Annotated in this window: 20 protein-coding genes; 15 read left to right on the top strand and 5 right to left on the bottom strand. The window is 63.4% G+C overall.

Going from position 1 to position 21,603, the window contains the following annotated elements; all coding sequences use genetic code 11:
• Positions 1 to 93: 93 nt before the first annotated feature.
• From NKH90_RS01830 to NKH90_RS01780, 11 genes are all read left to right on the top strand, one after another.
• Positions 94 to 3,861, top strand: coding sequence for an SPOR domain-containing protein (locus tag NKH90_RS01830; protein ID WP_352816833.1), 3,768 nt, complete (start codon positions 94 to 96; stop codon positions 3,859 to 3,861).
• A gap of 116 nt (positions 3,862 to 3,977) precedes the next feature.
• Entirely contained in the window at positions 3,978 to 4,997 is a 1,020-nt protein-coding gene (gene nagZ, locus NKH90_RS01825; RefSeq protein ID WP_352816830.1) for a beta-N-acetylhexosaminidase, read from the top strand.
• A gap of 58 nt (positions 4,998 to 5,055) precedes the next feature.
• Entirely contained in the window at positions 5,056 to 5,856 is an 801-nt protein-coding gene (locus NKH90_RS01820; protein ID WP_023678931.1) for a segregation and condensation protein A, read from the top strand.
• Positions 5,853 to 6,632: an SMC-Scp complex subunit ScpB gene (scpB, locus tag NKH90_RS01815; protein ID WP_352816829.1), complete on the top strand. Its 780-nt coding sequence runs from the start codon at positions 5,853 to 5,855 to the stop codon at positions 6,630 to 6,632. The genes NKH90_RS01820 and scpB overlap by 4 nt, the downstream gene beginning before the upstream one ends.
• Before the next feature lie 178 nt (positions 6,633 to 6,810).
• Positions 6,811 to 7,032, top strand: a complete 222-nt coding sequence (locus tag NKH90_RS01810; protein WP_352490594.1) for a twin-arginine translocase TatA/TatE family subunit — start codon at positions 6,811 to 6,813, stop codon at positions 7,030 to 7,032.
• Positions 7,033 to 7,060: 28 nt separating this feature from the next.
• Complete coding sequence (gene tatB / locus NKH90_RS01805) at positions 7,061 to 7,747, top strand: Sec-independent protein translocase protein TatB (RefSeq protein ID WP_352771434.1); 687 nt, start codon at positions 7,061 to 7,063, stop codon at positions 7,745 to 7,747.
• A complete protein-coding gene (gene tatC, locus NKH90_RS01800) occupies positions 7,744 to 8,607 on the top strand; it encodes a twin-arginine translocase subunit TatC (RefSeq protein WP_352816826.1) in 864 nt (287 codons plus the stop codon). Before tatB ends, tatC begins: the two co-directional genes overlap by 4 nt.
• Before the next feature lie 465 nt (positions 8,608 to 9,072).
• Positions 9,073 to 10,377 (top strand): serine--tRNA ligase, encoded by a 1,305-nt coding sequence (gene serS / locus NKH90_RS01795; RefSeq protein ID WP_352816824.1) that lies wholly within the window; start codon positions 9,073 to 9,075, stop codon positions 10,375 to 10,377.
• Positions 10,377 to 11,135 (top strand): 5'/3'-nucleotidase SurE, encoded by a 759-nt coding sequence (gene surE / locus NKH90_RS01790; protein ID WP_352470426.1) that lies wholly within the window; start codon positions 10,377 to 10,379, stop codon positions 11,133 to 11,135. Before serS ends, surE begins: the two co-directional genes overlap by 1 nt.
• Complete coding sequence (locus NKH90_RS01785) at positions 11,132 to 11,797, top strand: protein-L-isoaspartate(D-aspartate) O-methyltransferase (RefSeq protein ID WP_352470427.1); 666 nt, start codon at positions 11,132 to 11,134, stop codon at positions 11,795 to 11,797. Before surE ends, NKH90_RS01785 begins: the two co-directional genes overlap by 4 nt.
• 587 nt (positions 11,798 to 12,384) lie before the next feature.
• Positions 12,385 to 13,917: a peptidoglycan DD-metalloendopeptidase family protein gene (locus tag NKH90_RS01780; protein ID WP_352816821.1), complete on the top strand. Its 1,533-nt coding sequence runs from the start codon at positions 12,385 to 12,387 to the stop codon at positions 13,915 to 13,917.
• Positions 13,918 to 14,070: 153 nt separating this feature from the next.
• Here NKH90_RS01780 and NKH90_RS01775 read toward each other — a convergent pair whose 3' ends face one another.
• A complete protein-coding gene (locus NKH90_RS01775; RefSeq protein WP_352526035.1) occupies positions 14,071 to 14,946 on the bottom strand; it encodes an ATP-binding protein in 876 nt (291 codons plus the stop codon).
• A gap of 55 nt (positions 14,947 to 15,001) precedes the next feature.
• The gene (locus NKH90_RS01770; RefSeq protein ID WP_352744843.1) at positions 15,002 to 15,316 is read right to left on the bottom strand and encodes a hypothetical protein; all 315 of its coding nucleotides are present in this window, start codon (positions 15,314 to 15,316) and stop codon (positions 15,002 to 15,004) included.
• Between NKH90_RS01770 and yajC the strand changes: the two genes are divergently transcribed.
• Genes yajC through NKH90_RS01750 form a run of 4 tightly spaced genes read left to right on the top strand, consistent with a single transcriptional unit; the run spans position 15,222 to position 19,425 of the window.
• Positions 15,222 to 15,563, top strand: coding sequence for a preprotein translocase subunit YajC (gene yajC, locus NKH90_RS01765; protein ID WP_352451381.1), 342 nt, complete (start codon positions 15,222 to 15,224; stop codon positions 15,561 to 15,563). The genes NKH90_RS01770 and yajC overlap by 95 nt on opposite strands.
• A 51-nt stretch (positions 15,564 to 15,614) precedes the next feature.
• The gene (secDF, locus tag NKH90_RS01760; protein WP_352816819.1) at positions 15,615 to 18,167 is read left to right on the top strand and encodes a protein translocase subunit SecDF; all 2,553 of its coding nucleotides are present in this window, start codon (positions 15,615 to 15,617) and stop codon (positions 18,165 to 18,167) included.
• 15 nt (positions 18,168 to 18,182) lie between these two features.
• Positions 18,183 to 18,572, top strand: coding sequence for an Mth938-like domain-containing protein (locus NKH90_RS01755; RefSeq protein WP_023678919.1), 390 nt, complete (start codon positions 18,183 to 18,185; stop codon positions 18,570 to 18,572).
• A gap of 25 nt (positions 18,573 to 18,597) precedes the next feature.
• Positions 18,598 to 19,425, top strand: coding sequence for a phytoene/squalene synthase family protein (locus NKH90_RS01750; RefSeq protein WP_502898797.1), 828 nt, complete (start codon positions 18,598 to 18,600; stop codon positions 19,423 to 19,425).
• 26 nt (positions 19,426 to 19,451) lie between these two features.
• Here the strand turns inward: NKH90_RS01750 and trmFO are convergent, their stop codons facing one another.
• The 3 genes from trmFO to NKH90_RS01735 form a co-directional block, all read right to left on the bottom strand.
• Positions 19,452 to 20,861: a methylenetetrahydrofolate--tRNA-(uracil(54)-C(5))-methyltransferase (FADH(2)-oxidizing) TrmFO gene (trmFO, locus tag NKH90_RS01745; RefSeq protein ID WP_352816814.1), complete on the bottom strand. Its 1,410-nt coding sequence runs from the start codon at positions 20,859 to 20,861 to the stop codon at positions 19,452 to 19,454.
• A 380-nt stretch (positions 20,862 to 21,241) separates the two neighbouring features.
• Complete coding sequence (locus NKH90_RS01740) at positions 21,242 to 21,382, bottom strand: DUF1127 domain-containing protein (RefSeq protein WP_352816812.1); 141 nt, start codon at positions 21,380 to 21,382, stop codon at positions 21,242 to 21,244.
• Positions 21,383 to 21,430: 48 nt separating this feature from the next.
• Positions 21,431 to 21,571: a DUF1127 domain-containing protein gene (locus tag NKH90_RS01735; protein WP_023678913.1), complete on the bottom strand. Its 141-nt coding sequence runs from the start codon at positions 21,569 to 21,571 to the stop codon at positions 21,431 to 21,433.
• Positions 21,572 to 21,603: the final 32 nt, after the last annotated feature.

The raw sequence follows: 21,603 nt of genomic DNA, 5'->3' as shown, positions 1-21,603 counted from the left end.
AAAACCTGTCACCTTTTGCCCACATTGCGCTGGTAAGGGCCAACCCTACGCGACGTCCATGGCGTCCGAATGAGTGCGAGTTCGGGAACAATAATGGCAGACAGAACCCAGCTGAGAGCAGCCGACCACAACGACATCGCCAACGATGATCCGTTCGCGGAACTGACCAGGATCATGGGGTTCGACCCGCGCCAGCCGGTCAAACCGCAAACGCCGGCCCAGCCGAAAACCGCTGCCGCCGAACCGTCGGTGGACGAGGGCGATTTCGAGATCGATCTCGAGAAGGAGTTGATGGGCGAATTCGGCGCCGACGCCAATGACAATGCTTCCCCTGCCAAGCTTCGCGAGCCGACACCCGAACCGGCCGCCGCCGACGAAATGGAGGACGCGCTTGCTGCCTCGTTCGAACAGGATTTCGCGTTCGACGACAGTGCGGCGGATGATGCTGCTCCTGTTGCAGCCACTTCTGTTGCCGCCGACGAAATTGCCTCCGCCCCCGAAAGGGCGTTCGCTCCCGCCGTCGAGCCGGAGCTCGACGACGATTTCGATAACGCCGTCGCCGGCTCGCTCGAAGACGTGTCGCCGTTCGAGGACGACCTTTCGAGTGACGACGAACTTGCCGCCTCGCTCGACCAGGATTTTCGGCACGACGACGATGTGACGGCCAAGATCGCGGTGACCGGTGAGGATGAACCCAGGGCCGCAGCCGAGGCGATCGAGCCGGTCGACGAGCCCGCCTTCGACGATGAGTTCGACAATGCCGTGGCAAGTTCGCTCGAAGACGAGATGATGCTCGAAGAGCATGAGCCGATGGAGCAGACCGTCGCCGTTGAAACCGCCGCGCAAGCGGCCGCGCCCGCCTTCGACGTTGAGTTCGACAACGCCGTTGCAAGCTCGCTCGAAGACGAGCTGATGTTCGACAAGCATGAGCCGATGGAGCAGACCGTCGCCGTTGAAACCGCCGCGCAAGCGGCCGCGCCTGCGTTCGACGATGAGTTCGACAGCGCCGTGGCAAGTTCGCTCGAAGACGAGCTGATGCTCCACGAGCATGAGCCGGCGGAAAACGTCGCCGCCCCGGCATCGCCGGTTGAGGCGGTTTCGGCCGATGAGGATCTTGCCGGCCATTTCGATGATGCCATGGCCGATGTCGACATGGACTTCGACGTTCGTCCGAACGAGCCTGCCGAAATCGAAGAACCAGAGTTTATCGAAGAGCAGTCGATCGAAGAGCCAGAGGCGGCCCGGCTTTCCGGCACGGCCGCTGAAGCGGCGTTCGACGACGATTTCGATCTGAGCTTCGACGATGCGCCTGCCGAGGAAGCTGAAGAGCCCGTGGCGCAGGTTGCGGCCGAACCAGCGGCGCCGGCCGCTGTCGTCCCGACGGCCCCAGTGGCTGAGGAACGCAGCCTGGAAGACGAACTGAACGCGCTGCTCGGTGCGATGAGCACACGGCCTGCACAAGCGGTCAACGAACCTCAGACAAGCCCGCAGACTGCCCAGAAGCCCGTGATGGCTGTTCAGCAGCCCATCGCGCCGGTAGTTCAGAAGCCAGCAGTGGCCGCCGAACAGCCAATGGCGGCGGTCAAAGACGTCGCCAACGAACCGGTGCATGCTGTCGACGAGCTGGATTGGGAACTCGACGAGCACGAGCCCGCTGAGCCGCAGCAGTCCAGTGCCGCCGATGACGCCGATCTTGGCAGTGTCCTCCTCGATGAGCTTGAAGGCGAGGATTTCGGTGTTGAAGCCGCTGCCGGACCCGCGGATGATCTCGACAGCGATGCGCTCGATGCCGACTTCGCCAGGAATATCGGCCTGGATCACGACTCGGCCGACAAGAGTGCGGCAGCTGCTGCCGAAGAAGACCCGCTCGATGCGCTGAACTGGCTGACGACACGCGCCACGCCGCCCGAGCCGGCCCGCTCGTGGAGCCGCGTGACACCGGTCGCACAGCCTCAGCCCGCTTTTGCAAGCCAGCCGATGGCTTCGGCGCGTTCGGCACCACCGCCGCAGCCGGCTGCAACGCCGTCCTATCGGGCCGCACCGGTCGAAGAGAGGCCGTCCTATGAAAGCCAGACATCCCGTGAAGAGAGGCCGTCCTATGAAGATCGGCCCGCCTACACGGAAGCTGCACCAACTTCGCGTCAACAGCCTTCCGCCTATGACGAGATGCCCGATGTCGAGACGGTCGACGTGCCCGAGCGCGTCGTGGCGCTGGCGGACGATCTCGACATTCCGGAGCTCAACTTCGACGATGACGAGCCGGTGGCGCCCGCCTACGACGATCTCGATGCCGATTTTGCCAGCCTTCTCACCGAAATGAATGCAACGGATATAGCGCCTGCCCCGGTGCGCAGTGCTGGCTATGACGATGAATACGATGCCGGCTTCGCGTCTGGCTACAAGCAAGATCGTAGCGAGACGCGCGCCTATGGCGCCAAGCCTGCGGAAGCCCCCGTCAGCGCGGCGGCTGCTTCCTATGCCGATGCAGCGGACGGTTTCGATCTGGGCCCATTGCCCGGTGGCCAGCCGGTTTCGCAGGCCGACGATTTCACCTTCGATGAGCTCGACTACGATCCCGAACTGGACGAGGAGATGTCGGTTCCGGGCCTTGCCGAACGCGGGGCCGAAAGGCAGCCGCGCAGGCGCGGGCTGCTGATAGGTGCGGTGGTCGGCGCCGTGGCGATCGCCGGAGGCCTTGGCGCCTTTGCGTTGACCCTCGGCGGCAAGAGCGGCGGCGATGCGCCGGTTATCGTCAAGGCCGACAACAGGCCGATCAAGATCAAGCCGGAAAATCCAGGCGGCACCGTCGTGCCGAACCAGGACAACAAGGTTTATGACGCTGTGGTCAAGGGCACCAAGCCCGCCGAGCCGGTTCAGCAGAAGCTGGTCACCAACACCGAAGAGCCTGTGGACCTGAAGGCCAACGAACCGGAGAGCCGCGTCGTCGATCTTTCGCCCAATGACCCCGATGCCGCGGACGATATCGACGCGCCCGGCACCGCGGCGTCCGACACCGACGGGGCTGGCACCAATGCGCCCGGCACCAGCGCGTCTGACTCCAGCACGCTTGGCGCCAGTGCGGCTGGCGCTGCCGAAACCGCCGCCGCACCGGCGCCCAAGTCCGAGGATCGCATCGCGCAGGTTCTGCAGGAGGCCGAGAAGGGTGCAACCCCCGAGATCGTCGCCGTTGCGCCGCGCAAGGTACGGACCATGGTCGTGAAACCTGACGGTTCGCTGGTGGCGCGCGAGGATCCGGCGCCTGCCGCCCCGCAGATGGCTGCTGCCGAGCCGGCCGATCCGGCGCCGCAGCACGTCGCTCCGTCGGCCCAGGCCGACGCCGCCGCGCAGACCGGCACCGTGCCCCTGATCGACCAAATCACAAGTGATCCGAAGATTGGCGACCAGCCGAGTGGCGATCAGGCCGAAACCTCCAAGCTGCAGCCGGCGCCCAAGCCCGACACAAAGGCTGAAGCCAAGCCGTCAGCCAGCAAGCAGTCCGCCAGCACCCCGGCCACGGTTCCGGTGGCGCCGCAGCGTCCGTCCGACCAGCCGGTCGACGTGGTCGGCGAGGTCAAGCCCGATCAGGTCGCTTCCATCGATCCGGCCGCGGCCGGGGCTGGTTCGTGGTCGATACAGATCGCTTCGCAGCCGACAGTCGAAAGCGCCCAGGCGACTTACCAGGATCTGCAGCGCCGCTACGGCAGCGTGCTTTCCGGCCGCACCGCCAACATCGTCAAGGCCGAGATTGCCGGCAAGGGCACCTTCTACCGCGTCCGCGTTCCGGCGCAGTCTCGCAACGAGGCGATCAAACTGTGCACCAGCTACAAGGCTGCCGGCGGCAATTGCTTCGTGTCCCACTAGGCATCAAGGCCCCTCGAAAAGCCGGCGTCCGCGCCGGCTTTTTTGCGTGAACGGAAACCTCTGAAGGCAATTACGGGCGATTCCCTTTGTCGGCGCGAAGCTCTAAACTGTTCCGCATGACCGAATCAAAATCCATGATCCTCGGCTGCGCCGGGAAATCACTGACCCGCAACGAGATCCGTTTCTATCGCAACGAATGCCCGTGGGGCTTCATCCTGTTTGCGCGCAATATCGGCGAGACCGAGCAGATCCGCGATCTGGTCGCCGCCATGCGCGACTGCGTCGAGCGTGCGGACGCGCCGGTATTCATCGACCAGGAGGGCGGCCGCGTGCAGCGCCTGCGGCCGCCGCTGGCGCCGAACTATCCGGCTGCCGGTGCACTCGGCGCCTTGTGGCGCGACGACCATGACGCCGGCACCCGTGCCGCCTGGCTGATGGCGCGGCTGCATGCCTTCGACCTGCTGCGCTACGGCATCACGGCGGATTGCCTGCCGGTGCTCGATGTGCCGATCGAGGGCGCCAGCGACGTCATCGGCGCGCGCGCCTATGGCAAGGAGCCGCGCGCCGTCATCGAATTGGGTCGCGCCGCGGCGGAAGGCCTGATGGCGGGCGGCGTGCTGCCGGTGATGAAGCATATTCCCGGTCATGGAAGGGCCTTCGCCGATACGCATTTCGAACTGCCGACCGTCGACGCCTCGATCGGCGATTTGCAGCGGCATGATTTTGCCCCGTTCAGGGAGCTCAAGCATTTGCCGATGGCGATGACGGCGCATGTCGTCTATAGCGCGATCGACCCGAAGAACCCGGCCACCACATCCGGCAAGGTCATCGAAGAGATCATCCGCGACGAAATCGGCTTCGACGGCCTGTTGATGAGCGACGACACCTCGATGAAGGCACTTTCTGGGGATTTCCCGTCAAAGGCGGCCGCGATCCTTGCGGCGGGCTGCGATCTGGTCCTTCACTGCAACGGCGTGTTCGAGGAGATGGCCGGCATTGCATCGCGCACGACCGGGCTGGAAGGCAAGTCGTTTGAGCGCGCGGAGCGGGCGCTGACCTATATCAGGAACCGCGACGTGGCGGACGAGACCGAGATTCGGGCCGAATTTGCCAGTTATTTCGACGCGGTGGCCTAGCATCAAAGGAAGCGAAGTGGCGGAAACATTGGACCTGAAGGCCGGCAAGGCCGCACCGATGGACCGCTTGTGGGCCGAGAACGACGATTCCCGGCTGACCGGCGATCCGGCGTTGGTCGTCGATGTGGCCGGCTTCGAAGGTCCTCTCGATCTTCTGCTGCATCTTGCCCGCAATCAGAAGGTCGACCTGTCGCGCATCTCGATCCTGGCGCTGGCCGAACAGTATCTGGCGTTCGTCGAGAAGGTGAGGGCGCTGAGGCTGGAGCTTGCCGCCGACTACCTGGTGATGGCGGCATGGCTGGCGTTTCTCAAGTCGAAGCTCCTGATTCCCAAGCAGCCCGGCGACGAAGGCGAAAGCGGCGAGGAACTGGCGGCGGTGCTGCAGTTCCGGCTGAAGCGGCTGGAGGCGATGCGCGACGCGGCGGCACGGCTGGTCAACCGCAACCGGCTCGGACGCGACGTGTTTGCACGCGGCATGCCGGAAATGGTCATCGTCGAGAAGCGCAATGCCTATTCGGCCTCGCTCTACGACCTGTTGACCGCCTATGCCCAGCAGCGCCAGAAGCAGGCGATCACCAATGTGACGATCGCCAGGCGCGGCGTGTGGTCGCTCAAGGATGCGCGCGACGTGCTGACCAGGCTGATCGGGTCGCTGCGCGACTGGACGGCGCTCGACAGCTTCCTGGTCGAATATCTGGCCGGCCCGGAAGAGCGGCGCACCGCGGTTGCCAGCTCGTTTGCGGCGACGCTGGAACTGGTGCGCGAAGGCAAGATGGAAATGCGGCAGGACCAGGTGTTCGCGCCGCTTTATCTGCGCGGCCGCGCCCAGGCCATCAAGATAGTCGAGGTAACACCATGAACGAACGCGCCAACGCTTCGGTCATTCCGTTCAACGTCGACGACGACGCCGAGCAAGGCGCGGTCGCCGAAAACCCGGCACAAAATCAGGGGCAGAATTTGTCTCGGAATCCTGGCGAGCGGCTGCATATGGCGGAGGCCGTACGGATGGCCGAGGCGATCGTTTTCGCCAGCGCCGAGCCGGTCAGCGAAAAACAGCTCACTTCGCGGCTGCCCGACGGCATCAACATTGCCGCGGCAATGGCCGAACTGCAGCAGATCTATGCGCGGCGCGGCGTCAATCTGGTGCGCGTCGGCGATGCCTGGGCGTTTCGCACCGCCGGCGACCTCGCCTTCCTGATGAGCCGTGACACGGTGCAGCAGCGCAAGCTGTCCCGCGCCGCCCTCGAAGTGCTGGCGATCATCGCCTACCACCAGCCGGTAACGCGCGCCGAGATCGAGGACATCCGCGGCGTCGAGACGTCAAAGGGGACGCTCGACACGCTGATGGAGACCGAATGGGTGAGGATGCGCGGCCGGCGTCGCACGCCCGGCCGTCCCGTCACTTATGGCACGACCGACATTTTCCTCGACCATTTCGCACTGGAGGAGATACGCGATCTCCCCGGCATGGAGGAATTGAAGGGTGCCGGGCTGCTGTCCGGCCGCATGCCGTCGAATTTCTCGGTGCCGCTGCCGCCGGCCGACCCCGATGCGCTCACCGACGACGAGGATCCGCTGACCGACATCGACCTCGAAGAACTCGGCCTTTTGACGCCGCGCGTCACGGAAGATTGAGCCGAGCGCCATCTTAAAGCCACAGGCAGGATGGAACTGCGCCGATTGGTAGCGGGCCGCCGTGCCGAAAGTGCGTGACTTCGGCGACTCATTCATGAACTCTGTCGCAGTTCTGTTTGAATCCGAACCCGAAAGCGCATAGATCAGCGTCTGGGAAACCGTTCGAGAGAGATTTGCTATGGGTTCATTTTCGATTTGGCACTGGATGATCGTTCTGGTGATCGTGCTGCTGGTGTTCGGCCGCGGCAAGATCCCCGAGTTGATGGGCGACATGGCCAAGGGCATCAAGAGCTTCAAGAAGGGCATGGCGGACGACGAGACTGCCGAGGACAAGCGTACCGTTGAACACCGTGCCGACGAAACCGTTTCGGTACCGAAGGAAAAGGCCAGCAAAAGCTGAGCCCAAACTTTAGTCGGAACGTATAGCCATGTTCGAAGTCGGCTGGACCGAGATGCTGGTGATCGCGATCGTCATGATCGTGGTCGTCGGGCCCAAGGATTTGCCCAACATGCTGCGCACCTTCGGCCGCACAACGGCGAAGCTGCGCGCCATGGCGTCCGATTTCCAGCGGCAGTTCAACGATGCGTTGAAGGAAGCCGAGCTCGACGACGTCAAGAAGTCGGTCGATTCGCTGAGAAGCCTCAATCCGGCAGCCGAGATCAGGAAGCAGCTCAATCCATTCGAGCAGGCCGCCGCCGACGTCCGTTCCGGCGTCGACACCGTGATGAAACCCAAGCCGGCCGTCGATGCCGCCGCTGCGACGGAGCAGGCGGCCGAGCCGCTTAAGAACGGCGCAACAACGACGCCGGGCGTCAGCCCGCCGGAGCCGACGCCGGCGACGCCGATCTTTCCGGCGATGACGGACGAGTCCGTCGTAGCGCCGGCAGTGCAGGCGCAAACGGCTGCAGCGGCCGTGCCGAAAAAAGCACCTGCGGCAAAGAAGAAGCCAGCGCCCGCAAAAGCCGCGGCCGCCGCGCCGGCCAAGCCGGCAAAGACTGCTGCGCCAAAGGCTGCCGCAAAAGCTGAGCAAAAAGCGCAGTCGTCAGCAGCGAAGAAGCCGGCGTCAGCAACGAAGAAGCCGGCCGCCAGGAAAACGGCGGGAGCCGCCAAGTGAGCGTTTCGGACAAGGAAAAGGACGAGATAGAAAAATCGTCGGCTCCGCTGATGGAGCACCTGATCGAGTTGCGCCGGCGGCTGATCTGGTCGATCGGCGGTTTTTTTGTTGCCTTCCTGGTCTGCTTCTTTTTCGCCAAGCGGCTGTTCAACCTTCTGGTCATTCCGTTCAGATGGGCAACCCAATGGGCCGGGCTCGACCCGCACAAGGTCGAGCTGATCTATACGGCGCCACAGGAGTTCTTCTTTACCCAGGTCAAGCTCGCCATGTTCGGCGGCATGGTCATCGCCTTTCCGCTGATCGCCACGCAGATCTACAAATTCATCGCGCCCGGCCTCTACAAAAACGAGCGCAACGCCTTCCTGCCGTTCCTGATCGCCTCGCCGATCCTGTTCCTGATGGGCGCATCGCTGGTCTATTTCTTCTTCACGCCGATGGTGATGTGGTTCTTCCTCGCCATGCAGCAGACCGGCACCAACGACCAGGTGCAGATTTCGCTGCTGCCGAAAGTGTCCGAATATCTCAGTCTGATCATGACGCTGATCTTCTCCTTCGGCCTGGTGTTCCAGCTGCCGGTGGTGACAAGCCTGATGACGCGGGTCGGCATGCTGTCGTCAACGGCCCTGGCCGAGAAGCGCAAATGGGCGATCGTCATCGCCTTTGTGGTGGCGGCGGTGCTGACGCCGCCCGACCCGATGAGCCAGATCGGCCTCGCCATTCCGACGATCCTGCTCTACGAGGTCTCGATCTGGTCGGCCCGGCTGATCGAACGCAGCAAGGAGCGCGACCGTGTGGCCCGCGAAAAGCAGGACGCCACCGAAGAGGTGACCGAAAAGCCGGCGGACGCGTCTTCGACGTAGGTTCGGTTGAAACGGGCAGCATTTTTTGCCGGCCATAGCAACTTTGTTCTTGCTTTGTGCCGGCAGCTATGCTATTAATTTGGGCATGGTGCTGATTCGGCGCCGACGACCCGCCCACTGAGGCGGGTTTTTTTGGTTCAGATTCCTTTCGACCAAATGTTGCGAGTGCTGCCGACATCAATGTCGGCGGGACAGCGCCCCCCTCTGTCCTGCCGGACATCTCCCCCTCAAGGGGGGAGATCGGCCGTCATCGCGGCTTTCGCAGATCTCCGGCGCTGAAAAAGCAAGCCGTCGGCGAAGCTGCCGATCTCCCCCCTTGAGGGGGAGATGTCCGGCAGGACAGAGGGGGGCGCGAAGGAACTCGGCTTGACATCTTGCATCGATCAGGGATGCGGTTTACGCCCTCTGGTCTTTGTTTTGGGCATTTCCTTGCCCCGAAACCGCCGTGCCGAGGACGAACAGACCATGCTTGACATCAAATGGATTCGCGACAACCCGAAGGCCCTTGTCGAGGCGCTCCAGAAGCGCTCGTGGTCGGCCGGGGATGCGCAGTCCACGGTCTACGACCTGATCGCCGCGGATGAGGCGCGGCGCGAGCATCTGACCGAGCTGCAGACCAGGCAGGAACGCCGCAACGCCGCATCGAAGGAGATCGGCAATGCCATGCGCTCGGGCGATGCAGCTCTTGCCGAAAGGCTGAAGGCCGAGGTCGGCGAGATCAAGGCCTTCATCCAGAATGGCGAGGCGCGCGAGCGCGAGCTCGACAAGGCGCTGAACGATGCGTTGGCAGTGCTGCCAAACGTGCCGTTCGACGACGTGCCGGTCGGCAAGGACGAGCACGACAACGTCGTCAAACGCGTCGTCGGCAAGGTGCCGACGCGGCCGAACTGGGTGAAGGAGCATTTCGAGATCGGCGAAGCGCTCGGCATGATGGATTTCGCGCGGGCAGCACGGCTTTCCGGTTCGCGCTTCATCGTGCTCAAAAGCGGCCTGGCGCGGATGGAACGCGCGCTCGGCCAGTTCATGCTGGATCTGCACACCACCGAGCACGGCTATATAGAGATCCAGCCGCCGTTGATGGTGCGCGACGAGGTGCTTTTCGGGACCGGGCAACTGCCGAAATTCGAGGAGGATTTGTTCTTCGTTCGGCACGGGGACGGCAGGCTTGGCCTAATCCCAACCGCCGAAGTGCCGCTCACCAATCTCGTTCGCGACGAGATCACGCCGCACGAACAACTGCCGCTGCGCTATACGGCGCTGACGCCGTGCTTCCGCTCCGAGGCGGGCTCGGCCGGGCGCGACACGCGCGGCATGCTGCGCCAGCACCAATTCTACAAGGTCGAGTTGGTGTCGATCACCGACCAGGAGACTTCGGTTGCCGAGCATGAGCGCATGACCGAATGCGCCGAGGAGGTGCTGAAGCGGCTCGGCCTGCCGTTCCGCACCATGACGCTGTGCACCGGCGACATGGGCTTTGGCGCGCGCAAGACCTACGACATCGAGGTCTGGCTGCCCGGCCAGAATGCCTATCGCGAGATATCGTCGTGCTCGGTATGCGGCGATTTCCAGGCGCGGCGCATGGACGCCCGCTACAAGGACAAGGACGGCAAGGGCAACCGCTTCGTCCACACGCTGAACGGTTCGGGCACCGCCGTCGGCCGCGCGCTCATTGCCGTCATCGAAAATTATCAGAACGAGGACGGCAGCGTAACCATTCCTGAAGCGCTTCGGCCTTACATGGGCGGTCTGGAAAAGATCGAATCGAAATAATGCGCATCCTTCTGACCAACGACGACGGCATCCATGCCGAGGGCCTTGCATCACTCGAACGCATCGCGCGTACGCTGTCGGACGACGTCTGGGTGGTGGCACCGGAACAGGATCAGTCCGGCTATGCGCATTCGCTGTCGATCTCGGAGCCGCTGCGGCTCAGGAAAATCGGCGAAAAGCACTTTGCGGTGCGCGGAACGCCGACCGACTGTGTCATCATGGGCGTGAAGAAGATCCTGCCCGAAGCCCCTGACCTGATCCTGTCAGGCGTCAATTCCGGCGCCAACATCGCCGACGACGTCACCTATTCGGGCACGGTCGCCGGCGCCATGGAAGGCGCGCTGCTCGGCGTGCGATCGATCGCCATCAGCCAGGCCTATTCCTATGTCGGCGAGGACCGCGTCGTTCCCTACGAGACCACCGAAGCGCTGGCGCCGGCCCTGCTCGAAAAGCTCGTCGCCGTGCCGTTGCCGGACGACGTGCTGCTCAACGTCAATTTTCCGAACTGTGCGCCGGAAGAAATCGCCGGAACTGTAGTCACTTCGCAGGGCAAGCTGGTCCACAGCCTGTGGGTCGACGAGCGGCGCGACGGGCGCGGCCTGCCTTACTACTGGCTGCGCTTCGGCCGCGAGCCAGTCGAGGGCAAGCAAGGCACCGACCTCAATGCCTTGCGCAATCGGCTGGTGTCGGTGACGCCGCTGCAGCTCGATCTCACCGCGCATGAAATCCGCGATCAACTGGCCAAGGCGCTCGCATGAACTTGAACCACGCTGCAACGGTCGACGAGCGCGAAGGTTTCGCTGCCTTCCTGCTTCGCCTGCGCGGCAGGGGGACGGTGCCGAAGGCGCTTATCGCCGCCTTCGAGGCGACGCCGCGGCGCGGCTTTCTGTCTCCGCATTTCCACTCGATAGCCTGGTCGGACCGTATGCTGCCGATCGAATGCGGCGAGGCCATCGAAGGCGCCGACCTGCAGGCGGCGGTGATCGCGGCACTTGCCATCGAGCCGGGCAACCGGGTGCTCGAGATCGGCACCGGATCCGGCTACACGGCGGCGGTGATGTCGCGGCTTGCCGCGCGGATCGTCACCATCGACCGTTACAAGACGCTGGCCGAACAGGCCCGGCAGCGGCTCGAGGCGCTCGCCGTCGGCAATGTCATCGTGCGCCAGGCGGACGGTTCCAACGGGCTGGCCAACGAAGCGCCGTTCGACCGCATCGTAGCCTGGGCGGCCTTCGACAGCCTGCCGCGCTTTCTCCTCGACCAATTGTCGAGCGGCGGCATCGTCATCGCGCCGATCGGACCCGACGAAGGCGAGCAGGTGCTGGCCAAGCTGACCAAGGTCGGCAGCCGCTTCGAACGCGAGGATATCGGCCTGGTGCGCCTGCAGCCGATCCTGCACGGTGTCGCCGCGGTGATCTGATTCCGGGTACATCGCTCCGCTTGGGGATCAGCCGAAGCCTGTCGTTTCGTCATCCTAAGGCGCAGCGAGGAGCGAAGCGACGCAGCGCAGACTCTAGGATCCATATGTGGACGGCGCCCTGCCTGCAACGGTTGTTTTGCGTCGTTTTCGATCGCTTGCGTCCATATGTCCGGCCTTTGAGCACGGTCCTTGCGGCCGCTGGCCAAGGTGGGGTTCGCGACGCCCGTTCCAATCATGCCAATACGGATAAGGTGTTCCACGGACGGCTCCCTTGTTTGAGATCTCAACGAACTCATTCTGGCACATCCGATGCCGTCGGGCGCCGTCCACCCCATCATGCCGCGCCCTTGAGGCGTTGCAAGGGTGCAGAATGCTGCTCCGCCGCATTATTCGGCCGAGGTCACGGAATGGGTCCCAGGGTCTCCGCGACGGAGCTTCGCTCCTGCTCCGCCCTAGGACGACGAAGTTGAGAGCCTTCCTCGAATATTTTAAGAAAATTTGCGTCTGATTCTACAGGTTTAACCGACCGGTAACATTAACGCGCTTTAATCACACTCAGTTGTACCGGGTCTGTGCGGGTTAGTGCGATGCAATTCAGTGTTTTGAAGGCAAACGGACGCAATCTGGCGCGTGGCTGCGCCGTCCTCATGATCGCAGGCGCTGCGACGGGGTGTAGTTCCCAGGTGGCGCGGTTCAACAGCGTCGATGACGTGTTCACCGCCTCGACCAACAACCAGCGCGCCATCATCGACAAGCAGGATGCTGCCCAGCCCTATCCGGGCGATGTTGCGGCCGCGCCGATCGACGGCAGCCACACCCAGTCGGTCAGCCGCTCAAGCCTCGAACCGGTTACGGCGCAGCAGTTGCCACCGCCGGCTCCCGCCCTGGCACCCGCCGCCCGCCCGGTGCGTACCGCTGCCGCGCCGCCGATGGCGCCTGCCGCTCCTCGTGTCGACAGGACGGCAACCGGCACCGTCGCTCCGGCGGTAAGGCCGTTCAAGAACGCCGAGCCCGACGCGCCGCGCATGGCGACGGCCGCCGGCGCACCGCATGCAACCGAGATCGTCGTCAAGGACGGCGAGACCATTTCTGGCCTGTCTCGGCGCTACGGCGTGCCGGCCGATGCCATCATGAAAGTCAACGGGCTGAGCGCGACCAAGGGGCTGAAGACCGGCCAGAAGCTCGTCATCCCGGCCTATGCGTATTCGAGCAACGGCGCCACGCCGAAAGTCGCCGACGCCAAGCCCGCGAACGGCACCAGGCACGACCAGCCGGCCGACGCGCCGGAGAAGGTGGCCGTGCTGCCGCAGCAACCGAAGCTCAGGGAAGGCAAGTCTGCCGCGCAGGTGGACGCCTCGGCTGCCGCGAGCCAGCCGAAGGATGGAAAGGCCGCGCCCAAAGTGGCTTCGGCGACGGCCAAGCCAGCCGGTGCCGGCGGCACCTACACGGTTCAGCAAGGCGATACGCTGTCTGCCATCGCCCGAAAGACCGGCGTCGGCGTCGTCGCGTTGAAGCAGGCGAACGGCATGCAGGACGGGCTGCTCAAGATCGGCCAGACCCTGAAAGTGCCGGCCGGCGGAACCGCTGTTGTCGCCGGCGCGAAGCCGGCAAAGGTCGATCCGGTGACGACGGCCACCACTCAGCCACCGGCCAAGACAACGCCGACGCAGACGCTCGCCTCCTACACGCCGCCAAAGAAGGATGCGAAAGTCATCCAGCAGGCCGAGGACGACGATGCGGTGGCGCCTGATGCAACCGGCATCGGCAAGATGCGCTGGCCGGTGCGCGGCCGCGTGATTTCAAGCTTCGGCGGCGGCAAGGACGGCGTCGACATCGCCGTGCCTGAGGGGACGCCGGTCAAGGCAGCCGAAAATGGCGTCGTCATCTATGCCGGCGACGGCCTCAAGGAATTCGGCAACACGGTGCTGGTGCGTCACGAAAACGGTCTGGTCACCGTCTACGGCCATGCCAGCTCGATCGAGGTGCAGCGCGGCCAAAAGGTCAAGCGCGGGCAGGAAATCGCCCTGTCCGGCATGAGCGGCACCACCGACTCGCCGAAACTGCATTTCGAAGTTCGCAAGAACTCGGCGCCGGTCGATCCGTCAGGCTATCTCGAATAGAGAAAAAGCGACTTGCGGGCCGCCTGACCTTCAGCCCGCCGAAGAAGTCCGCTCCGCAAGGTGCGGGCTTCTTCTGTTGCTTTTCTGGACCATGATCTAGTCCGAAACCGGGCTCCTTTTTTGCTACGCTGACCTTCGGTTCGGGATCATGGTCTAGTCCTTGAGCGACTTGCCGAGCCGGCCTGCCAGATCCTGGGTGAATTGCCAAGCGACGCGGCCCGAACGGCTGCCGCGCGTCGTCGCCCATTCCAGCGCCTCGGCGCGCAGCGTCTCGGGATCGATGGCGAGATCGTGATGGCGGACATAACCATCGATCATGTCGAGATATTCGTCCTGCGAGCATTTGTGGAAGCCAAGCCACAGACCGAAGCGGTCCGACAGCGAAACCTTTTCCTCGACCGCTTCCGACGGGTTGATCGCGGTCGAGCGCTCATTGTCGATCATGTCGCGCGGCAACAGATGTCGCCGGTTCGAGGTGGCATAGAAGATGACATTGGCCGGGCGGCCCTCGACGCCGCCTTCAAGTGCTGCCTTCAGCGATTTGTAGGACGTGTCGTCATGGTCGAATGACAGGTCGTCGCAAAACAGGATGAAGCGGAAGGGTGCTGCCTTCAACAAGCCCATCAGCTTCGGCAGCGTGTCGATGTCTTCGCGATGGATCTCGATCAGCTTGAGCGGCAGGTCGAGCTTCGCCGAAGCGTTGACCGAGGCGTGCACTGCCTTGACCAGCGACGATTTGCCCATGCCGCGCGCGCCCCACAACAGCACGTTGTTGGCGGCGTAGCCTGAGGCGAAGCGCTCGGTGTTATCGACCAATATGTCGCGGACTCGGTCGACGCCGCGGATCAGGCCGATATCGACGCGGTTGACCTTGCGCACCGGTTCCAGATAGCCAGGATCGGCCTGCCAGACGAAGCAATCGGCCTCGCCTAGGTCGGTTTGAGGCACCGGCGGCGAGGCGAGGCGGGCGACCGCCTCGATCAGGCGGTCGAGCTTCTGGTTCAGGATAGCGATGGTGCTGTCGGTCATCTCTTGTCTTTTTTGTTCGCGTTCAGAGCGGTGCGGCAGGGCAACCTACCTGATTTCAGCGGTTTCGAAACTCGTCCCAAGCATTTGTTCGGGCATGATCTTTTGCGAAAACCGAGCGTCGCTTTTCGGGATCACCCTCTAACACGGCTCGCCAGGCCGGAAAAGCAGCCGATTTGCCCGGCCGCGCAGTTGCATTGGCAACTTTACCGACTATATTCCGGCCAAATTTGGCGGGGCCGCCTTGCGGCTGTTTTTCAAAGTTCAGGAGTACCTCGATGTTCGTGACACCGGCATACGCCCAAGGCATCGGCGGGGACTCGTCCGCAATGTTTATCCAGATCGTGCCGTTTGCTCTGATTTTTGTGATCATGTATTTTCTGATCATCCGGCCGCAGCGCACGCAGCTGAAGAAGCGCGGCGAGATGCTGGCGGCGGTTCGCCGCGGCGATACCGTCGTCACCGGCGGCGGCTTGGTCGGTAAGGTGACCAAGGTGATTGACGACAACGAGCTCGAGATCGACCTTGGCGGCGGCACCAAGGTGACGGCGCTGCGCTCGACGATTGCCGATGTGCGCGTCAAGGGCGAGCCGGTGGCGAACCAGAACGCCAAGAAATAACCGAATTGTCGGCGGAACGATCCGCCAGTACGCCCTGACGGACGACGCCATATGCTTTATTTTTCGCGCTTCAAGATGATCCTGATCTGGCTGGCCGTGGCCGCCACAGTGGTCCTCGCTGCGCCCAACCTTTTTTCCGCCAGCACGCTGGCCAAGCTTCCCGACTGGGTGCCGAAGCGGCAGATGACGCTCGGCCTCGACCTGCAGGGCGGCTCGCATATCCTGCTCAGGATGGATCCGAACGATCTGATCAAGGATCGGCTGGAGACGACGCGCGACGAAATCAGGACGCTGCTGCGCGATGCCAAGATCGGCTATACCGGTCTTTCCGGAACGGGCCGCACGGTGCAGGTCCGCATCACCGATCCCGCGCAGATCGATGCTGCCAAGACAGCCTTGAAACCATTGACCAATCCGGTGGCCGCCGGCCTGTTCAGCGGCGGCTCCATCCAGGAGATGACGCTGGATGATTCCGAGCCCGGCCTGCTCAAATTTGCGGTTACCGATGCGGGGATCAAATATCGCACCTCGACGGCGCTGACGCAGGCGATCCAGGTTGTCGAGCGTCGCGTCAACGAACTCGGCACCACCGAGCCGATCGTGCAGCGGCAAGGCGACGACCGCATCCTGGTGCAGGTGCCCGGTCTGCAGGACCCGCAACGGCTGAAGGAAATTCTTGGCCAGACCGCCAAGCTGACCTTCCAAATGGTTGACCAATCGATGCCGGTGCAGGATGCGCTGAACGGCCGTCCGCCGCCGGGATCCTCGGTGCTGTATTCGCAGGACGATCCGCCGGTTCCGTATCTGATCGAGAACCGCGTCATCGTTTCGGGTGAAAACCTCGTCGATGCCCAGGCGACGTTCAACTCTCAGACCAACGAGCCGGTTGTTTCGTTCCGCTTCGATTCGAAAGGGGCGCAGCGGTTCGGCCAGGCGACATCGCAGAACGTCGGCAAGCTGTTTGCCATCATCCTCGACAATCAGGTGATTTCGGCACCACAGATCCGTGAGCCGATCCCCGGCGGCACCGGGCAGATATCGGGGAATTTCACCGCTGAGAGCGCCAACGACCTCGCCGTGCTGCTGCGTGCCGGCGCATTGCCGGCGACGCTGACTGTGATCGAAGAGCGCACGGTGGGGCCGGGACTTGGCCAGGATTCCATCCATGCCGGCAAGGTCGCCGGCATCATCGGGTCGATCCTGGTTGTGGCGTTCATGTTCGTTGCCTACGGCTTCCTCGGGTTCCTCGCCAACATCGCGCTGGCGGTGCATGTGGCGATGATCGTCGGCCTGCTGTCGTTGCTTGGAGCGACGCTGACCTTGCCGGGTATCGCCGGTATCGTGCTGACCATCGGCATGGCGGTCGATTCGAACGTTCTCATCTATGAACGCATCCGCGAGGAGCGACGTGCCGGCCGCTCGGTCATTCAGGCGATCGATACCGGTTTCAGCAAGGCGCTGGCCACAATCGTCGATTCCAACGTCACCTCGCTGATTGCGACCGTAGTGCTGTTCTGGCTCGGGACCGGGCCGGTGAAGGGCTTTGCAGTCACCTATGCCATCGGCATCCTGACCACCGTCTTCACCGCCTTCACCTTCACCCGCCTGCTGGTGTCGATCTGGCTTCGCCGGGCCCGTCCGAAGGAGTTGCCGCGGGCGCCTGTGACTTTCGTTCCGCCCGGAACGAAAATTCCGTTTATGGGCATCCGCCGCTGGACGTTCACGCTGTCCAGCGTGCTTTCGGTGCTGTCGGTCGTCGGGTTCATGACTATCGACATCAATTACGGCATCGATTTCAAGGGCGGCTCGCTGATCGAGGTGCAGTCCAAGGCCGGCAATGCCGATCTGGCCGACATCCGCGGCAGGCTAACGGAACTCAATATCGGCGAGGTGCAGGTTCAACAATTCGGCGAGCCGAACGACGTTCTGATCCGCGTCGGTACCCAGGAGGGCGGCGAGAATGCCGAGCAGACCGTCATCGACAAGGTGCGCGGCGAGCTGCAGGACCAGTATGATTTCCGCCGCGTCGAAGTGGTCGGGCCGACGGTCTCGGGCGAGCTTGCTAAGCAAGGCACCATTGCCATGCTGGTCGCGCTGCTCGGCATCCTGATCTATGTCTGGTTCCGCTTCGAATGGCAGTTCGCGGTCGGCGCCATCGTTGCGACCGTTCACGACGTGGTCATGACGATCGGCTTCTTCGTCCTCACCGGCCTCGAATTCAACCAATCGTCGCTGGCGGCGATCCTTACCATCATCGGTTATTCGCTCAACGATACGATCGTCGTCTATGACCGCGTTCGCGAGGATCTGCGAAAATACAAGCGAATGCCGCTGCCGCAATTGCTGAACAACGCCATCAACGAGACGCTGTCGAGGACGACGCTGACCTCGGTGACGACGATCCTGGCGCTGCTGGCCCTGGTGCTGTTCGGCGGCGAGGTGATCCGCTCGTTCACCATGGCCATGCTGTTCGGCGTCGTGTTCGGCACCTATTCGTCGATCTTTATCGCCGCGCCACTGCTTATCCTGTTCAAGCTGCGGCCGCAGGCCACAGCGTCCGATGAGGAAAAGCCGGTGGGCGGCGGCAAAGCCATAGCCACCTGACGGCTTGCCTCAAAAGTGGCCAAGGGCATCGTCATCCGCGAGGCGCATTTCCCCGGCCGCGCACCGATCGAGGCTTACGGCAATGGCGGTTTCCGCTTTGCCGACATGTCGCATCGCGGCTCGCTGCTGTGCCTGCCTTCTGGCATCTATGGCTGGGAGCCGGCCGATCCGCTGGCGCTGACGGCGGCGGATTTCGCCAAGCTGTTCAACGAGGCCGACAAGGTCGAGATCCTGCTGGTCGGCAGCGGCAAGGATCTGAGGCCGTTGCCCGCCGCGCTGCGTACGGCACTGAAAGAAGCGGGCATTTCCGCCGATCCGATGTCGACCGGGGCGGCTGTGCGGACCTACAATGTGCTGCTGGCGGAAAACCGCGCCGTGGCCGCAGCACTCATCGCCGTCGACTGACGTGGCCGAAAACACCAAAGTCGCCATGGAGACGGTGCGCGCCGCCGATCATGACCGCTATCTGACCGCGCTCTACGCGCCCGAAGACAAGCGGGACGCGCTGTTTTCGCTCTATGCCTTCAACGCCGAAATTGCCGGCATACGCGATCGCATCCGCGAAGCGCTGCCGGGCGAGGTGCGGCTGCAATGGTGGCGAGACGTCATCGCCGCCGAAGAGGATCGGACTAAGGTCGGCCATCCCGTGGCGGACGCGCTGTGGGCGACTATTTCCGCTCACCGCCTGCCCAAGGCCGCTTTCGACAATATGCTCGAAGCGCGCATCTTCGATCTCTATGACGACCCGATGCCGTCGCGCACCGACCTCGAAGGCTATTGCGGCGAGACTGCCGCCGCGCTCATCCAGCTTGCGGCGATAGTGCTCGATCCGGTCCAAGCACCACGCTTTGCCGAACTTGCCGGCAGGGCAGGTTGTGCGCAGGCGATGACCGGTCTGCTGCTTCTGCTGCCGCTGCATCGCAAGCGGGGACAGTGCTTTGTGCCGGCCGACATTTTGGCAGCGGCGGGATCGTCGCCGGAAGAGTTCGTTGCGGGCGATGGTGGGTCTGGAGCGCAACGCGCTGTCGCCGCGATGATCGCGCTGGCACGGGAACATCTTTCCGCCTTCGAGCAGGGGGCGTCCACCCTGCCGGTTTCACTGCGTCCGGCCTTTCTGCCGCTGGCTCTGACGGGCGCGTATCTCGGCAAGATGGAGGGCTCCCGCCACTCACCGCTTGATGGCGCGGTGCGGCTTTCGGCCTTGCGCCGGCATTTGCTCTTGTTCCGGCGCGCGACGCGGGGCTGGCCGGTCGCATAGAGGCTGCCGCGTAGCCAACCTGATCGTTATTCCGCAGCTTCGGCCTGGGAAGGCAGCCCCAGCCATTCGCGGCAGTCGGCGAGCGCGCGCGATGTCACGGCGTGCCGCTTGGCGACCGTCTTGTCCTTGCCGCGCAGCCGCTTGCCTTCGATCTTCGGCGCATCCACCGGCGGGAACAGGCCGAAATTGACGTTCATCGGCTGGAAGGAGCGCTTTCCCGGCTCGTCGTCGGAGACAATATGGCCACCAGTGATGTGGTTGAGCAGCGCGCCGAAAGCGGTGGTCAAGGGCGGCAGCGACGGCGCATGGCCAAGCCTTTCGGCGGCCGCGAAACGGCCGGCGAGCAGGCCGATGGCGGCACTCTCGACATAGCCCTCGCAGCCGGTGATCTGGCCGGCAAAACGCAGGCCGGGCCGCGACTTCAACTGCAGCGAGGCGTCGAGCAGCGTCGGCGAATTGATGTAGGTGTTGCGGTGCAGGCCACCGAGGCGGGCGAATTCGGCGTTTTCCAGCCCGGGGATGGTGCGGAATATGCGCACCTGCTCGGCGTGCTTCAGCTTGGTCTGGAAGCCGACCATGTTGTAGAGCGTGCCCAGCGCATTGTCCTGGCGAAGCTGAACGACGGCATACGCCTTTACGGACGGATTGTGCGCATTGGTCAGTCCCATCGGCTTCATCGGCCCGTAGCGCAATGTCTCGATGCCACGCTCGGCCATCACCTCGATCGGCAGGCAGCCGTCGAAATAGGGCGTGCCTTCCCACTGCTTGAATTCGGTTTTCTGGCCGTCGACCAGCGCCTGCACGAAGGCAAGGTACTGCTCCTTATCCATCGGGCAGTTGATGTAATCCTTGCCGGTGCCGCCGGGGCCGATCTTGTCGTAGCGCGACTGGAACCAGCAGATATCCATGTCGATCGTATCGAAATGGACGATCGGCGCGATGGCATCGAAGAAGGCGAGTGCGTCGGCGCCGGTCACTTCGGTTATCGATTGAGCGAGCGAAGGCGCGGTCAGCGGACCGGTGGCGATAATCGCCTGGTCCCAATCCGCCGGCGGCAGGCCCGGCACTTCCTCGCGCCGAATGGTGATGAGCGGGTGGGCTTCGAGCTTCCGGGTTACCGCTTCGGAAAATCCGTCGCGGTCGACGGCGAGCGCACCGCCGGCCGGCACCTGGTGCGCATCGCCGGCGCTCATGATCAGCGACCCAGCCAGCCGCATTTCGGCGTGCAGCAGGCCGACGGCATTGGTTTGCGCATCGTCGGAGCGGAAGGAATTGGAACAGACGAGCTCGGCCAGCCCGTCGGTCTTGTGCGCGTCGGTGCCGCGGACGGGACGCATTTCATGCAGGACAACGGGAACCCCGGCTTCGGCCGCCTGCCAGGCGGCTTCGGAGCCGGCAAGTCCGCCGCCGATAACGTGAATGGGGTTCTTGTCCATGAGCGCCGAAATAGTCGCTTGGCGCAAGGATTGCAATTGCCAGGGATCGCACCGCAAGTGGGGTGCTGCGGAATATTGCCCAAAACAACAACACCCGCCGGGGGAGGAGGTCCGGCGGGTGTCGTTTTGTTGGTCGATCCTCGGGAGGAGGTGAAGATCGACCGTATTCGTCATCGCCGGGGAGGAGGTCGGCTTTGACGAAATTCCTTTCGCCATTTGAAAGGGCGCGAAACCCTTTTTAGAAACAACCTAGAAACAGCGCCCGCCGGGGGAGGAGGTCCGGCGGGCGCCGTTTTTGTGGTCAACCCTCGGGAGGAGGTGAAGGCTGACCGTATCCGTCAGGGTCGGGGAGGAGGTCGACCCTGGCGAAATTCTTGTGGTTAGATCGCCCTGCGAGCGACCATCCTGATCTCGTCGCGGACGATGCCGAGATCGTTGAGCTGGCGATTCGACAGGCGACCCAGCTCGGTAACCGTCTCGCGGTAGACGCGCCAGTTACGATAGTTGCGGATCAGGTTCATTGTCGTTCTCTTTTCAAAACTGGTTCGGACCATTTGCGGCCCGAAGGATTAGACCGCCTTGCGGGCGACGTAGTGAATGTCGCTGCGGCTGATGCCGAGGTCGGTCAGTTCACGGGTGCTCAGGCGGTTCAGCTCGGACACGGTGTCCCTATAGCGGCGCCAGTTGCGATAGTTGCGGATCAGGTTCATGGTAGTCTCGTTTCGTCTTTCTTTCGGATCAT

The organism is Mesorhizobium sp. M0898 (assembly GCF_040319695.1).
Classification (GTDB): Bacteria; Pseudomonadota; Alphaproteobacteria; order Rhizobiales; family Rhizobiaceae; genus Mesorhizobium.
This window is presented reverse-complemented; position numbering and strand designations above follow the sequence as displayed.